This is a genomic window from Stenotrophomonas cyclobalanopsidis (genome assembly GCF_008710035.1).
GTDB classification, from domain to species: domain Bacteria; phylum Pseudomonadota; class Gammaproteobacteria; order Xanthomonadales; family Xanthomonadaceae; genus Stenotrophomonas; species Stenotrophomonas cyclobalanopsidis.
In genome coordinates this window covers 1-14,331 of record NZ_VYKI01000005.1, presented here as the reverse complement: position 1 = coordinate 14,331, position 14,331 = coordinate 1, and the positions used below count along the sequence as shown (strand labels likewise).

Annotated in this window: 13 protein-coding genes; 11 read left to right on the top strand and 2 right to left on the bottom strand. The window is 68.0% G+C overall.

Going from position 1 to position 14,331, the window contains the following annotated elements; translation table 11 throughout:
- The first annotated feature begins 16 nt into the window (after positions 1–16).
- The 4 genes from FJU31_RS05595 (at position 17) to FJU31_RS05580 (ending at position 3,925) form a co-directional block, all read left to right on the top strand.
- Positions 17–676: an AprI/Inh family metalloprotease inhibitor gene (locus FJU31_RS05595; RefSeq protein WP_150453864.1), complete on the top strand. Its 660-nt coding sequence runs from the start codon at positions 17–19 to the stop codon at positions 674–676.
- A 69-nt stretch (positions 677–745) separates the two neighbouring features.
- Positions 746–1,696, top strand: a complete 951-nt coding sequence (locus FJU31_RS05590; protein ID WP_150453863.1) for a cation diffusion facilitator family transporter — start codon at positions 746–748, stop codon at positions 1,694–1,696.
- A 113-nt stretch (positions 1,697–1,809) separates the two neighbouring features.
- The gene (locus FJU31_RS05585) at positions 1,810–3,558 is read left to right on the top strand and encodes a sensor domain-containing diguanylate cyclase (RefSeq protein ID WP_150453862.1); all 1,749 of its coding nucleotides are present in this window, start codon (positions 1,810–1,812) and stop codon (positions 3,556–3,558) included.
- Positions 3,559–3,625: 67 nt separating this feature from the next.
- Positions 3,626–3,925, top strand: coding sequence for a hypothetical protein (locus FJU31_RS05580; RefSeq protein WP_188115459.1), 300 nt, complete (start codon positions 3,626–3,628; stop codon positions 3,923–3,925).
- A gap of 15 nt (positions 3,926–3,940) precedes the next feature.
- On the opposite strand, the gene FJU31_RS05575 is transcribed toward FJU31_RS05580, so the two are convergent.
- Both FJU31_RS05575 and FJU31_RS05570 read right to left on the bottom strand, forming a co-directional pair.
- Positions 3,941–5,050, bottom strand: a complete 1,110-nt coding sequence (locus tag FJU31_RS05575; RefSeq protein WP_150453861.1) for a DNA glycosylase AlkZ-like family protein — start codon at positions 5,048–5,050, stop codon at positions 3,941–3,943.
- A gap of 20 nt (positions 5,051–5,070) precedes the next feature.
- Positions 5,071–5,742 (bottom strand): TraX family protein, encoded by a 672-nt coding sequence (locus tag FJU31_RS05570; protein WP_150453860.1) that lies wholly within the window; start codon positions 5,740–5,742, stop codon positions 5,071–5,073.
- A gap of 131 nt (positions 5,743–5,873) precedes the next feature.
- On the opposite strand from FJU31_RS05570, the gene pip reads away from it, so the two are divergent.
- From pip to bla, 7 genes are all read left to right on the top strand, one after another.
- Positions 5,874–6,821 (top strand): prolyl aminopeptidase, encoded by a 948-nt coding sequence (gene pip, locus FJU31_RS05565; protein WP_150453858.1) that lies wholly within the window; start codon positions 5,874–5,876, stop codon positions 6,819–6,821.
- 540 nt (positions 6,822–7,361) lie between these two features.
- A complete protein-coding gene (locus tag FJU31_RS05560; protein ID WP_150453857.1) occupies positions 7,362–7,661 on the top strand; it encodes a hypothetical protein in 300 nt (99 codons plus the stop codon).
- A gap of 56 nt (positions 7,662–7,717) precedes the next feature.
- Positions 7,718–10,477, top strand: a complete 2,760-nt coding sequence (mgtA, locus tag FJU31_RS05555) for a magnesium-translocating P-type ATPase (protein WP_150453856.1) — start codon at positions 7,718–7,720, stop codon at positions 10,475–10,477.
- Positions 10,477–11,217, top strand: coding sequence for an MgtC/SapB family protein (locus FJU31_RS05550; protein WP_150453855.1), 741 nt, complete (start codon positions 10,477–10,479; stop codon positions 11,215–11,217). The genes mgtA and FJU31_RS05550 overlap by 1 nt, the downstream gene beginning before the upstream one ends.
- A 180-nt stretch (positions 11,218–11,397) precedes the next feature.
- A complete protein-coding gene (locus tag FJU31_RS05545; protein WP_150453854.1) occupies positions 11,398–12,456 on the top strand; it encodes a sensor histidine kinase in 1,059 nt (352 codons plus the stop codon).
- Positions 12,449–13,090: a response regulator transcription factor gene (locus FJU31_RS05540; protein ID WP_150453853.1), complete on the top strand. Its 642-nt coding sequence runs from the start codon at positions 12,449–12,451 to the stop codon at positions 13,088–13,090. Before FJU31_RS05545 ends, FJU31_RS05540 begins: the two co-directional genes overlap by 8 nt.
- A 157-nt stretch (positions 13,091–13,247) precedes the next feature.
- On the top strand, positions 13,248–14,099 hold the full coding sequence (gene bla / locus FJU31_RS05535; RefSeq protein ID WP_150453852.1) for a subclass B3 metallo-beta-lactamase: 852 nt from the start codon (positions 13,248–13,250) through the stop codon (positions 14,097–14,099).
- The last annotated feature ends 232 nt before the right edge of the window (positions 14,100–14,331 follow it).

Genomic DNA, 14,331 nt, shown 5'->3' with positions numbered 1-14,331 from the left:
CAACGAGGATTCCATGATGGCCAAGCTCTTCCCGCCCTACGGGCTGCTGGCGTTGTGCAGCCTTTGCCTCCCTGCCGCTGCCGTGGCCCAGGACGCGTCGATCGGCTTCGGCCAGGACGCCACCACCACGCAGTCATCCAGCAGCAGCGCGCAGACCACCGTCACCACCCACTCGGCCAGCGGCACCAGCGAGAACCGCAGCGACCAGACGCAGGGCGATTCCGACTTCGGCAACATGGGCTCGATGACCACCGAGTCCACGACCACCGGCAGTTCACATTCGGAATCACGCAGCCACGGTTCCGACGTCGAAGTGGATATCGGCCGCCCCGACAACCGCGGTGACGACTGGGGCCATGACCGCCACCGGGGTGGCCCCCCGATCAACGACAGCGATCTGTTCGGCGACTGGACGCTGGGCCAGGAGAACGGCAGCAGCTGCACCATCACCCTGAAGGAAAGCCAGTGGTTCGGCGGCTATGGCGCGTGGGTGCCGGCTGGCTGCCCCGATGGCTTCTTCCCGGTCAACCGCTGGCTGTTGTCCGGCAACCAGCTGCTGCTGACGGACACCAACAACCAGGTCATTGGACGCTTCCGCCCGAGCGGTGGCGGACGCTGGTCCGGCCGCCGCGAGTCGGACGGCACCCGCATCTACCTCAACCCGCGGCAGCGCTGAGCGGGACGTATACGCGGCACGGACACCCCCCATCGCACCATGGGGTGTCCGTTCCACCTGCCCCCTGATATGGCCGCTCCCACAGGATCACGCCTGGTCGTCTACGCCGCGCTGTTCGGCAACCTTGCCATCGCCATCGCCAAGTTCGTCGCCGCCGGCATTTCCGGCAGTTCGGCCATGCTGAGCGAAGGCGTGCATTCGCTGGTCGATACGCTCAACGAGGTCCTGCTGCTGTACGGCCTGCACCGTGCCGAAAAATCGCCCGACACGCTGCATCCCTTCGGCTATGGGCGCGAGCTGTACTTCTGGAGTTTCATCGTCGCCCTGCTGGTGTTCGCCGCCGGCGCTGGTGTATCGGCCTACGAAGGCATCCAGCACATCCGCCATCCGCAGCCAGCCACCAACCACGCGCTCAGTTACACGGTGCTGGGAATATCGCTGCTGTTCGAGGGCAGCTCGTGGTACATCGCCCTGCGCGAATTCCGCCGTAGCAAGGGGTCGATGGGCTACTTCGAGGCCTTCCGGCGCAGCAAGGACCCGTCCACCTTCACCGTGCTGCTGGAAGACAGCGCGGCGCTGCTAGGCCTGGGCTTCGCGCTCGCCGGACTGCTCGCTGCGCAGCTGCTGGACATGCCCGTGCTCGACGGAGTGGCCTCGCTGTGCATCGCCGCCGTGCTCGCGGTGACCGCCTTCCTGCTGGCCCGGGAAACCAAGGGCCTGCTGGTGGGTGAACCGGCGCACCCGGCGGTGGCACAGCGGATCATGGCGGTGGCGGTGACCGATCCCGACCTGCTGCGTGCCAATGGCGTGACCACCATGCAGATGGGCCCGGAACAGGTAGTGGCCATGCTCAGTGCCGAGTTCGAGGACGACCGCCGGACACCGCAGATCGAAGCCTGCATCACCCGTATCGAGACGGCGGTCAAGGGCGAATTTCCCGAACTGGTGGCATTGTTCGTCAAGCCGCAGACACCGGAAGTCTTCGCTGCACGGCGGGCCGCCCTGAAGAGACACAGCTGAGACGCCGTCGGCCGACCTCACGCGGGCATCACCCCGGAACGCGGAATGCTAACCATTACCCCACTAGCGTGGTGCCTGCCCCGCCCTTCCCCGCAGAAGCCAGCGCGCCAGCTATGGATGATGAAGCTTTCCGACTTTGCGAGATCGAGCGTCTGGGAGTGCTCGACACTCCGTCCGAACCCGTCTTCGACGCCATCGTTGCCGCCGCCCAAGCCGCCACCGGCATGCCGATGGGCCTGATCTCCATCGTTGCCGAGCACCGGCAATGGTTCAAGGCCAATATCGGCCTGCCGGGTACCAGCGAAACGCCGCGCAACATTTCCTTCTGCACGCACGCCATCGAGCGCGATGCGTTGATGGAGGTTCCCGATGCACGCCAGGATCCTCTGTTCGCCGGCAACCCGCTGGTCACCGGCGGGCCGCGCATCCGCCATTACGCCGGCATCCCGCTCAGTAGCGCGCAAGGCGCACGCATCGGAACCCTGTGTCTGTTCGATACCATGCCCGGCGTCCTTTCGCCCTCGCAGCGCGAACTGATGGTGCACTTGGGCCGGGTCACCACCCAGTTGCTGGAACAGCGCGCCACGCTGCTGCAGAAAGTCGACCAGGCGCAGCACCTGCACAGCGATCTCAAGCGCAGCGAGGATTTCCTCGAACGCACCAACACCGCCGCCAAGGTCGGTGGCTGGGAACTGGACCTGACCAGCAACGAGGTACGCTGGACTCGCGAAACCAAGCAGATCCATGGCGTGCGCGCCAGCTACCAGCCGACCCTGGACAGCGCCCTCTCGTTCTATCGCGAGGACAGCCGCGCCATCATCCGGGCCTCGGTGCAGCGTTGCATCGACGCCGGCACGCCGTGGGAAGTGCAGCTGCCGATGTCCACCGCCGACGGCCGCGCGATCTGGACGCGCGTGGTCGGCAGTCGCCAGCAGGTCGAGGGGCGGCCACGCCTGGTCGGGGCCATCCAGGACATCACCGAGGAACGCGCCGTGCTGGACGCGCTGGAAGCCAGCGAAGTGCGCTACCGGCGCCTGTTCCACTACAGCCTCGGCCTCATCTGCACGCACACCCTCGACGGGACCGTTACCTCGGTGAACCCGGCGGCGGTGCAGTCGCTGGGGTTCCCCGAGAGCCAGATGGTCGGCCGCAGCCTGTGCGACCTGATGCCTGCGGACAAGCGCGATGCCTTCAAGGCCTACCTGGCGCGGATCGAGAGCAACCACACCGATGCCGGCGTGATCGAGCTGATCGCCGCCGATGGCAGCCTCCGCTACTGGGCCTACAACAACGTCCTCGACAGCGAGGCACACCCGCCCTTCGTGCTCGGCCACGCCCAGGACGTCACCGCGCTGCGGCAGCAGGAAGCGCGTCTGCGCGAACTTTCCCAGCGCGACCCGCTGACCCTGTGCCACAACCGCCGTTACCTGCACCGGCTCGAAGAGCTGGAGACCGAATCCTGGGCCTGCGTGGTGTTCGACCTCGACCACTTCAAGCAGGTCAACGATACCCAGGGCCATCGTCGCGGAGATGCCGTCCTCGTCGAGTTCGCCGCCTTCCTGCGCTCGCCGCTGGGTGCGGGGGAGAGCGAAGTCCGGCTGGGCGGCGATGAATTCATGGTGGTGCTGATCCAGCCGGCACGCGAGCGCCTGCAGGCGCTGCTGGACTGGTACGAGCAGAACGCGGGTCTCGCCCCGATCGCGTTCTCCATGGGCGCGGCCACGCATGCCGGCGGCGAGCTGGTCGCCGACACCATCCATCGCGCCGACAACGGCCTGTACAGCACCCGCGAGCGGGACCGCCGGGTCCAGCGAGAGGATGACGCCGTGATGCCGGGAACGTCCGCGTCCACATCCGATTGAGCCCTCCATCACGCCCTGCAGCCAGCGCTGCGAGCACCTTGTCAGCAGGTTCTACGGAGACAGTGCCATGCCCAAAACCGGTCGCTTTTTCGTATTGGCGCTCGATGCAGACAGGGACCCGGCAGGCGCAATCGTGCAGGTCCGTTCGATGGCACTGCGCTGCGAAGCCTGCGGAGAGGTCACCCGCACCGAAGGTATACAGATCGTGCGACTGGACGGCGGCACCATCCTCGCCTGCACCCATTGCGGCGCGACCCAGGCCGTGGCCAATGCGCGGCTGGATGAGTGCGGTCACCTATTGGCCGTCACCTCGACGGCCGTCGCGACCATCGGCGCGGCGCCGCTGCCAGGTCGAGGACGTGGATGACCGTGGAGGCAATGCTCAGGCGCCGCTGCCCGGCCCGTGGAGGAAGTCGTCCATGCGCTGCAGTTCGTCGTCCAGCGCCGCGAGGAACGCCGCTTCGCGCGGCGCCTTGCCAGTGACGTAACCCAACGCCGGTTGCAGGCGGCCTTCGGGCGTGGTGATGTTGGCCCAGCCGATGATCGTGTCGCGCCATAGCAGTGGCAGTGCGTAGTAACCGAAGCGGCGCTTCGCTGCGGGCGTGTAGGCCTCGAACTTGTAGGTCCAGCCCCAGAGCAGCTCGAAGCGCCGACGATCCCACGCCACCGGATCGAATGGCGCCAGCAGGCGGACCTGCTCATCCACGGCGAAGCGCCGCGAGCGCGGATTCTCATCCGCCGGCCAGTACCAGGTCGTTCCTTCGACAACGGCGCTGGCCAACGTCTGCCGCGCCTCGCGCAGCGCCTGCTGCAGCGGTGCCGTCAGGTGCGGCGCGCCATAGGCGAGCAGGCGCACCAGGTAGGTCAAGCTGGCGGCCGGGAGGGGCGCGTACTTGCGCACCACCAGGTCGACCAGGGCGGCGGCACGCTGCGCCTGCGAGGCCACGCCGGTGTCTGCCTGCGGATGGTCGGCCACGCTGTAGATACGTGTCCCTCTGTCGCGCCGCTGCACCCGCAGCATGCCGCGGTAGTGCATGCCATCGAGCAGATGGGTGCTGGCGTTGCTGGTGCCGCCCCAGTAGTTGGTCACCCGGCCATGCGCGAAGGCCTGGTCCACCTCGCGTGGATGCACGCTGCCACGCGCCTGCACGAATTCAAGCACCTCGGCCGCCCTGCGGCGGGTCGCCGCATCCCACACCCGCGATGAAACCCGCGGGTGCATCAGCGCCAGCAGTTCGCGCGGCAGAAAGCCATAGTTGACCACGCAATCCTCTTCCACCGGCAGGCGCGCGTAGCGTCTTTCCAGATCACCGGCCCGATAGCCCTTGACCCGATGGCGCAGGGTCAGATCCTGGGCGCGGGCCGGGGCGCGGATGGGATCGGCCTGGACGAACCCGAGGCGGCGGATGGCCGCCAGCAGGGTCGTCGGCCTGAACAGCGTGCGCGCTATGGCGTAACGGCGCAGATCATCGAGGGTCGGCGTGGCAGGCATGCGCTATTGTCGGCCATCGGTCAGCGGCCGACCACCATCGCATAGCCCGCCAGCACCGCCAGATGGCCCACGTAGTAGAGGTAGAACGACCAGCGCCAGCGCGGCACCCGCCACGGCAGCCGGGCCATTGCCCACAGCAGCGGCACCGCCAGCAGCGCCCAGCCGTTGCCATTGGTCCAGCACAGCGCAGCCAAGGCCGGCAGCGGCAGCCACCACAGCCGGTTGCGGAACGCGATCCAGCCCAACACCACCAGCGCCACGCCCGCCCACTGGTAGTCGACCAGCACCGGCAGCACGCCGCCCGCCAGCAGTATCAGCCAGGCCCGCCCCTGCGCCAGCGCGAGCACGGCCAGTGCAGCAACGGCGAAGGTCAGCAGGATGTTCAACGGAAGCGGCTGGCCGAAGGCCAGCAGATGCAGCGGCTGGGCGATCGCGCCCCAGAGCAGCAGGCGCCGGATCGATTTGCCGAGGTCAGCGCCAGGCTGGGCCAGGTTGCAGGCCATCACCAGGGCGAACAGCGGAAACGCGACGCGCCCCAGCTCGCTGGCAACCGGCACATAGCCACAGAACACGACCTTGGCGACGTGGTCGCCGGTCATCAGCAGAAGCGCGACCCACTTCAGCAGCTCGCGTCCGCCACTGCTGAGCGTATACGGCGCCGCGGCCTGCTTCGCTGCATCCTGCTGGTCCATGCCGTTCCTGGAGTGATGGCGGCCTGCGCGCGCGGCCGTTCCTGGACGCCGAGGATACTCGAACCACGCGCGATGCGACGTCGTCCGACCGGCACCGCTATGCTTGTCGTTCCTGCTCGTGAGACACCGCCATGCGTAAGCTCTTTCCGCCGATCACGCCTTACCGCGAGCACCGCCTTGCCGTGGATGCGCTGCATACGCTGCATATCGAGGAGTGCGGCAACCCGGAGGGCATCCCTGCCGTGTTCCTGCATGGTGGTCCGGGGGCCGGCGTCTCGCCCACGCATCGTCGCTTCTTCGACCCGGCGCGCTACCGCATCGTGCTGATCGACCAGCGAGGCTGCGGCCGCTCCACGCCGTTCGGCGAACTGCACGACAACACCACCGTGCATCTGGTGGAGGACATCGAGCGGGTGCGTGCGCACCTCGGGATTGAACGCTGGCTGGTGTTCGGCGGCTCCTGGGGCTCCACGCTGGCGCTGGCCTACGCACAGGCCCATCCCGAGAGCGCGACCGGCGTGATCGTGCGGGGTGTATATCTGGGCCGCGGCGAGGAGAACGCCTGGTTCGCCGAGGCTGACGGCGGCGCGCGCTGGATCTTCCCGGAACGCTGGGCGCGCTACGAAGCCCATATTCCCGAGGACGAGCGTGGCGACCTGATTGCGGCGTACTGGAAGCGGCTGGACAGCGCCGACCCTGCCACCCGCATTGCCGCGGGCCTTGCCTGGCTGGGGTGGGAAGACCATGCCGCCACGCTGGTGCACGATGTCGATGCGGTCTCCGATGCCGATCCGCTGGACACGCTGGCCAAGGCCCGCATCGAAGCGCACTACTTCCGCCACAACGCATTTCTCGAGCACGGGCAGCTGCTGCGAGGCGTCGATCGCATCCGCCATCTGCCCGCGGTGATCGTGCAGGGGCGCTACGACATCATCTGCCCGGCGCGCAGCGCCTGGGACCTGTCCTGCGCCTGGCCGGAAGCCCGGCTGGAGATGGTGCTGTCCGGGCACAGCGCCACCGAGCCGGCCACGACCGATGCGCTGGTCCGCGCGACCGACGCGTTCGCGGACGGTTTGTAGGTCCACGCCACGCGTGAATGGCGTTCGCCACGCATCGCGCGAAAGGCAGCCGAGCATGGGCTCGGCTCTACAGGACGGGCGGCCGACGCGTTCGCGGACGGTTTGTAGGTCCACGCCACGCGTGGATGGCGTTCGACACGCATCGCGCGAAAGGCAGCCGAGCATGGGCTCGGCTCTACAGGACGGGCGGCCCACGCGTGGATGGCGTTCGCCACGCATGGCGCGAAAGGCAGCCGAGCATGGGCTCGGCTCTACAGGACGGGCGGCCCACGCGTGGATGGCGTTCGCCACGCATGGCGCGCGCCTATACCAACGTATATCCGCGCTTACCCACGGGCATCTAGGCCCGGCGCGGCCGCGTGCGGACAATAGCGCCACTGGCCCAGACAGGCCCCACCGATGGAGATGCTGATGGACCCCGACCCTGCCGGGCGCACCGCGCCCCCGAGTGCCGCCGCCTGTTCCCTGCTGGCGCCCATCGCCGGTCCCTGTCCGCACGCGTGATGGGGGCCCCGGGCGTCGCCTACCCGGAGTTTCCCCATGTCCTACAAGATCCTCTACATCAGCCTGCGCCGCCTGATCGTTGAGCGCGATGTCGTCGGCCTGCGCAGCCGCCTGCTGCAGCACGGCCCGGTGCTGTTCGCCCATGCGCTGGCACTCGGTTCGCCTCGAGTCGTCGCCGACGCGCTGTCGCTGCTGCCAATCGGCGAGCGCATCACCGTGCTGCGCCACCTGCCCCACCCTCTGCGCGATGCCATGAAGCCGCTGTGCATCGGCGGCAGCCAGCGCCTGCACCTGCAGCCGTGGTCGCCGTCAGTGCTGGCCCTGCGCCGCGCCTGATCCACGCCACTCCGCGACCCGGCACGTCCGGGTCGGCATTTCCGAGGATGACCCCCATGAGCCTGCTCAACGCCTGGTTCAACGCCTTCCTGCGCAGCCGCCGCGCGGGAAGCCTGTTCCGCCGCCGCGCTCTGCCCGAGGCCGGCTTTGGCCGTGGTGCGGCAGATGCCGCGCCCTCCGCGCTCACCGATGGCCTGCTGACTCTGGCCCGCCACGACGATGCCCGGCTGCTGGCCGCGCTGGATTCGCACAGCGATGGCCTCAGCCCGCAGGAGGCCGCTGATCGCCTTGCCCGTCTCGGCCCCAATGAAGTCGATCACGAAAAGCCGCTGCCGTGGTGGCGCCATCTGTGGCAGTGCTACCGCAATCCGTTCAATCTGCTGCTCAGCGTGCTCGCGGCGGTGTCCTGGTTGACCGAGGACGCCAAGGCCACGGTGGTGATTGCTGCGATGGTGGTGCTCTCCACCCTGATCCGCTTCGTGCAGGAGGGCCGCTCCAACCGCGCGGCCGAACGGCTGAAGGCACTGGTCGGCAACACCTCGCGGGTCCTGCGCCGCAGCGCGGGCACCGAGGCAGCGGAGCTGGCCGACCAGTACTTCGGCGCGCACCTGCACAGCCGGCGTCCCTCGCGCCTGCTCGATCTGCCGATCCGTGCGCTGGTGCCGGGCGACCACATCGTGCTCTCGGCCGGCGACATGATCCCGGCCGACTGCCGCGTGCTGAGCGCCAAGGACCTGTTCGTCGCCCAGGCCGCAATGACCGGCGAGTCGCTACCGGTGGAGAAATTCGCCAGCCCGGGCGCCGCCGACGCAGGTCTGATGGAACAGGTCAATCTATTGTTCATGGGCACGAATGTGGTGTCGGGCACGGCCACGGCGGTGGTGCTGGCCACCGGCAACCGCACCTACTTCGGCACGCTGGCCCAGCGCAGCACCGCCACCGAGCGCGCGCCGACCGCGTTCCAGGCCGGCGTCAACAGTGTCAGCTGGCTGCTGATCCGCTTCGCCCTGGTGATGGTGCCGTTCGTACTGCTCATCAACGGCTGGACCAAGGGCGACTGGACCGAAGCCTTCCTGTTCGCGCTGTCGGTGGCGGTCGGGCTGACCCCGGAAATGCTGCCGATGATCGTCACCTCCACCCTCGCCAAGGGCGCGGTGCTGCTGTCGCGGCAGCGGGTGATCGTCAAGCGCCTGGACGCGATCCAGAACTTCGGTGCGATGGAGGTGCTGTGCACCGACAAGACCGGCACCCTCACCCAGGACCGCATCGCGCTGGAGCGCCACACCGATGTGTTCGGCCAGGACTCGGAGGACGTGCTGAAGTTCGCCTACCTCAACAGCCACTTCCAGACCGGGCTGATCAACCTGCTCGACCGTGCCGTGCTCGAGCACGTGGAGCTGCAGAGCTCACTGCGCCTGTCGCAGGACTACCGCAAGGTCGACGAGATTCCGTTCGACTTCCAGCGCCGCCGCATGTCGGTGGTGGTGGCCGAGCGCGAGGACCACCACGAGCTGATCTGCAAGGGCGCGGTGGAAGAGATGCTGGCGGTGTGCACCACCGTGCGCGAGGGCGACATCGACCAGCCGCTGGATGCGGCACGGCTGGCACGGGTGCGGCAGACCACCGAGGAACTGAACGAACAGGGCCTGCGCGTGGTCGCCGTGGCGATGAAGGAGACCGCGGCCAGCCAGTCGGTGTATTCGCAGGCCGATGAGTGCGGCCTGACCCTGGTCGGCTACGTGGCCTTCCTCGACCCGCCCAAGGAGTCGACCGCGCAGGCCCTGCAGGCACTGGCCGCGCATGGCGTGGAGGTCAAGGTCTTCACCGGTGACAACGAGCTTGTGACCGCCCGCGTCTGCGCCCAGGTCGGGCTGGAGGTCGATGCCATCGTGACCGGGCCGCAGATCGAACGCATGGACGACGCATCGCTTGCGCATGCCCTGCAGCAGCACCGGGTGTTCGCCCGCCTGACGCCGCTGCACAAGGAGCGGCTGGTGCGCTGCCTGCGCGCGCAGGGCAAGGTGGTCGGCTTCCTCGGCGATGGCATCAACGATGCCCCTGCCCTGCGCGCGGCCGACATCGGCATCAGCGTGGACAGCGCGGTGGACATCGCCAAGGAAGCGGCCGACATCATCCTGCTGGAAAAGAGCCTGATGGTGCTGGAGGACGGCGTCATCCAGGGCCGGCGCACGTTCTGCAACATGCTCAAGTACATCCGCATGACCGCCAGCTCCAACTTCGGCAACGTGTTCTCGGTGCTGGTTGCTTCGGCGTTCCTGCCGTTCCTGCCGATGCTGCCGCTGCAGCTGCTGGTGCAGAACCTGCTGTATGACATCTCGCAGATCGCCATCCCGTTCGACAACGTGGACGAGGAACTGGTACGCCAGCCGTTGAAGTGGAATCCGGCCGACATCGGGCGCTTCATGGTGTTCTTCGGGCCGATCAGCTCGATCTTCGACCTCTGCTGCTTCGCGCTGATGTGGCATGTGTTCGACGCGCGCACGGTGGCCGACCAGAGCCTGTTCCAGTCCGGCTGGTTCGTGGTCGGCCTGCTCACCCAGACCCTGATCGTGCACATGATCCGCACGCCCAAGGTGCCGTTCCTGCAGAGCATCGCCGCGCCGGCCCTGCTGCTGATGACCGCGGCGATCATGGCGATCGGCGTGCTGCTGCCGATGAGCCCGCTGGCCGGCTACTTCAAGCTGCAGGCCCTGCCGCTGGGTTACTGGCCGTTCCTGGTGGCGATCCTGTTCGGCTACGCGGTGCTGACCACGGCGATGAAGCAGCTCTACATCCGCCGATACGGGTGGCAGTGATGCTGGGGCTGCAGGTTAACCTGCCGCCGTTCGACGCTGGCGCCACGCTGGGCTCGCTGTTGAGCCTGACCGTGGCCTTCGTGCTCGGCGCAGCGATCGGGCTGGAGCGGCAGCTGCGCCAGCGCACCGCCGGACTGCGCACAAACACGCTGGTGGCGGTGGGCGCGGCGGTGTTCGTCGATCTGGCGGTGCGCTTCCACGATCTGTTCGGCGGCCCGCCCTCGCCGCTGCACGTGGTCGCCTACGTGATCTCCGGCGTCGGCTTCCTCGGCGCCGGCGCGATCATGAAGGACGGTGCACAGGTCTCGGGCCTGAACACCGCAGCCACGCTGTGGGGCTCGGCGGCCGTCGGTGCCTGTGCCGGCGTCAAGCTGCTGCCGGAAGCGGTGATGGCCGCGGTGTTCGTGCTGGCCGCCAACACCCTGCTGCGGCCGGTGGTCAACCGCATCCAGCGGCAGCCGCTGGCGCAGGGTTTCAGCGAGGCGACGTACGCGATCAACGTGGTTTGCCAGCGTGAACAGCAGGCCGAAGTACTGGACCGGCTGCTGTTGCTGCTCGAGCAGGCGCAGTATCCGGTGCGCGCGGTGGACCAGCGGCCGTTCGGCGAACGCGACGTAGAGATCGAGGCGGTGCTGTATGCCACCTCGGTCGACGCCGCGGAACTGGATGCGGTGCTGGAGAACCTGGCCGGCACGCCGGGCGTGTTGCAGGGGTTCTGGAACGCCAGCCTCGAAGAATGACCCACCCCGGTAGTGCCGGCCGCTGGCCGGCATGCCCACCAAGGTGGGCATCTACCAGAGCACTGCCGGCATGATCGCACCCCGGTAGTGCCGGCCGCTGGTCGGCATGCCCACCAAGGTGGGCATCTACCAGACCCGCCGCTTATCATCCCCCCACCACCCGCCAGGGAGCTGTTCCCGATGCCGTCGCTGTCGCCCCGCCGCCCGCTGGCGCTGCTCGCCCTGATCGTGGTGATGGCGGCGATTTTCCTGCTCGACACCGTCACCGACTATGCCGTGGCCGCCGCCTGCTTCTACGCAGCAGTCATCCTCGCCGCCTCGCGGTTGATGGCCCCGCGAGGCCTGCTCATCCTGGCGGCCGCCTGCATCGCACTCACCGGCCTGAGCTTCTTTCTCACCCGCTTCGGCACCTACCGTATCGGCCTGGTCAACTCGACCATCGGCATGCTGGTCATCGGCATCACCACCTGGCTGGTGCTGAAGATGGAAGCGGCCAAGGCGGCCGTGCAGGAGGCGCAGGCACGCCTGCTGCGGGTGGCGCGCGCCTCCACGGTGGGCGAACTGACCACCTCCATCGCCCATGAAGTGAACCAGCCACTGGCCGCCATCGCCAGCAGCGCCGAGGCCAGCCAGCGCTGGTTGGCGCAATCGCCCCCCAATGTCGACAAGGCGCTGCAGGCCATCGCCCGCATCCTGTCCGATGCGCACCGCGCCAGTGACGTGATTGCCCGGATCCGCGGCCTGACCCAGGGCGCTGCGCCCGAACGCCGCGCCTTCGACCTGAACCAGGCCGTGCAGGACATGCTGGCCCTGTCACGCAATGAACTGGACCAGCACCAGGTGGATGTGGCGCTGCTGCTCGATGCGGACCTGCCACCGGTCTTCGCCGATCCCGTGCAGGTGCAGCAGGTGATCGGCAACCTGCTGCTGAACGCGGTCGACGCGATGGCCCTGCTGCCGCCTGCCGAGCGGCGTGTTGCGCTGGCGACGGCGCGCGATGGCCGCGGCCAGGTCAGCCTGAGCGTGCGCGACCGTGGTGTCGGCCTGCCCAGCGAGCAGCCGGACCGCGTCTTCGACGCGTTCTGGACCACCAAGGACCATGGCCTCGGCCTGGGCCTCAGCCTGAGCCGGACGATGATCGAAGCCAACGGTGGCCACATCCGTGCCGAGCGCCCGGCCGGCGGCGGCGCCTGTTTCGTGTTCGAACTGCCGGCAGCCGGCAAGGATGACCATGCGTAAGCCCCTGCCACCGCCGGCCGAGCTGGCGCCCATCGTCTACGTCGTCGACGACGACGCGTCCGTGCGCGCGGCGCTGGAAGACCTGCTGGCCTCGATGGGCCTGCAGGTGCGCGCCTTCGCATCCACCCAGGCCTTCCTCGACCACCCGCGCGACGATGCCCCGGCCTGCCTGGTGCTGGATGTGCGCATGCCCGGACAGAGCGGCCTGGACTTCCACCGCAGCATGGCGGACCTGGGCCTGCAGCTGCCGGTGGTGTTCATCACCGGCCATGGCGACATCGCCATGGGCGTCAACGCGATCAAGGCCGGGGCCATCGAGTTCCTCACCAAACCTTTCCGCGACCAGGAACTGCTCGACGCCATCCACAAGGGCATCGCGCTGGACCGCGAGCGCCGCCGCGAGGGCGAGGCGCTGGGCGAACTGCAGGCACGCTGGCACACCCTCAGCACCGGCGAACGCGAGGTGGTCGACGGCGTGGTGCGCGGCCGCCTCAACAAGCAGATCGCCGCCGACCTGGGCGTCAGCGAGATCACGGTGAAAGTGAGGCGCGCGCAGGTGATGCGCAAGATGGAGGCGCGCACCCTGGTCGACCTGGTGCGCATGTACGACCGCCTGCAGGCAGCTGCGCCATGACGCGAGCATCTACCGAGCAATACTCGACTGCTCTTGCTTTCTGTAGAGTCGAGCGATGCTCGACTGGTTTTGCTTATCGAAGCCATGAGCAATACGCGAAACTGGAAAAGAAGTGGCCGTGATAGCGTCGTTGCACCTTCACCCGCGACCTTTCCGCATGCGCCTGCTGCCTCTTGCCCTCGCCTTTGCCGCCAGCCTTCCGCTGGCCACCGATGCCGCCGAACCGGTGCTGCCGCAGCTGAAGGCCTACACCGTTGATCCTTCGTGGCTGCAGCCCATCGCCCCGCTGCAGATTGCCGACCATACCTGGCAGATCGGCACGGCCAATCTCACCTCGCTGCTGGTGCAGACCCCGCAGGGCGCGGTGCTGCTGGATGGCGGCATGCCACAGATGGCCGATCACCTGCTGCACAACCTGCAGCTGCGTGGTGTTGCCCCGGCCGACCTGCGCGTGATCCTGCTCAGCCACGCCCACACCGACCATGCCGGGTCGGTGGCCGAGCTCAAGCGACGCACTGGCGCGCGCATACTGGCCAATGCCGAAACGGCGGTACTGCTGGCCCGTGGTGGCAGTGATGACCTGCACTTCGGCGATCGTTTCACCTTCCCGCCGGCCCAGGTCGATCGCATCATCATGGACGGCGAGACGGTAGACGTCGGCGGCATGCGCTTCACCGCGCATTTCGTGCCGGGCCACACACCGGGCAGCACGGCCTGGACCTGGACTGATACCCGCGACGGCGGGCCGGTGCGCATCGCCTATGCCGACAGCCTGAGTGCACCGGGATACACGCTGAAGGAGAACCCGCGCTATCCGCACCTGGTCGAAGACTTCCGCCGCAGCTTCGCCACCGTGCGCGCCCTGCCGTGCGACGTGCTGCTGACCCCGCATCCGGATGGCAGTGGCTGGGACTATGCGGCCGGGGCCCAGGCCGGCGCCAAGGCAGTGACCTGCGGTGCGTATGCGGATGCCGCGGAGCAGAAGCTCGATGCAGCTCTGGCCCGGTAGAGTCGAGCTTGCTCGACTTTCGCTCATGTAGAGTCGAGCCATGCTCGACTGATTCTGCAAACGGCAGCCGAGCATGGCTCGGCTCTACAAGAGCCAGTCGAGCATGGCTTGTATGTTCCTCCCGGCTCCTACGAGGTATGTAGGAGCCAGGGTGGAGGGACCGACAAGCATGGATCTGCGGATAGCGCCGACAGACGAGCCGAGCGATCCCCATCCCGCACACGAACGTCGA

What these genes read in the sequence shown, in the direction of transcription:
- FJU31_RS05595 (WP_150453864.1), top strand. Translation starts at nt 17, where the DNA reads ATGGCCAAGCTCTTCCCGCCCTACGGGCTGCTGGCGTTGTGCAGCCTT.
- FJU31_RS05590 (WP_150453863.1), top strand. Translation starts at nt 746, where the DNA reads ATGGCCGCTCCCACAGGATCACGCCTGGTCGTCTACGCCGCGCTGTTC.
- FJU31_RS05585 (WP_150453862.1), top strand. Translation starts at nt 1,810, where the DNA reads ATGGATGATGAAGCTTTCCGACTTTGCGAGATCGAGCGTCTGGGAGTG.
- FJU31_RS05580 (WP_188115459.1), top strand. Translation starts at nt 3,626, where the DNA reads ATGCCCAAAACCGGTCGCTTTTTCGTATTGGCGCTCGATGCAGACAGG.
- FJU31_RS05575 (WP_150453861.1), bottom strand. Translation starts at nt 5,050, where the DNA reads ATGCCTGCCACGCCGACCCTCGATGATCTGCGCCGTTACGCCATAGCG.
- FJU31_RS05570 (WP_150453860.1), bottom strand. Translation starts at nt 5,742, where the DNA reads ATGGACCAGCAGGATGCAGCGAAGCAGGCCGCGGCGCCGTATACGCTC.
- pip (WP_150453858.1), top strand. Translation starts at nt 5,874, where the DNA reads ATGCGTAAGCTCTTTCCGCCGATCACGCCTTACCGCGAGCACCGCCTT.
- FJU31_RS05560 (WP_150453857.1), top strand. Translation starts at nt 7,362, where the DNA reads ATGTCCTACAAGATCCTCTACATCAGCCTGCGCCGCCTGATCGTTGAG.
- mgtA (WP_150453856.1), top strand. Translation starts at nt 7,718, where the DNA reads ATGAGCCTGCTCAACGCCTGGTTCAACGCCTTCCTGCGCAGCCGCCGC.
- FJU31_RS05550 (WP_150453855.1), top strand. Translation starts at nt 10,477, where the DNA reads ATGCTGGGGCTGCAGGTTAACCTGCCGCCGTTCGACGCTGGCGCCACG.
- FJU31_RS05545 (WP_150453854.1), top strand. Translation starts at nt 11,398, where the DNA reads ATGCCGTCGCTGTCGCCCCGCCGCCCGCTGGCGCTGCTCGCCCTGATC.
- FJU31_RS05540 (WP_150453853.1), top strand. Translation starts at nt 12,449, where the DNA reads ATGCGTAAGCCCCTGCCACCGCCGGCCGAGCTGGCGCCCATCGTCTAC.
- bla (WP_150453852.1), top strand. Translation starts at nt 13,248, where the DNA reads ATGCGCCTGCTGCCTCTTGCCCTCGCCTTTGCCGCCAGCCTTCCGCTG.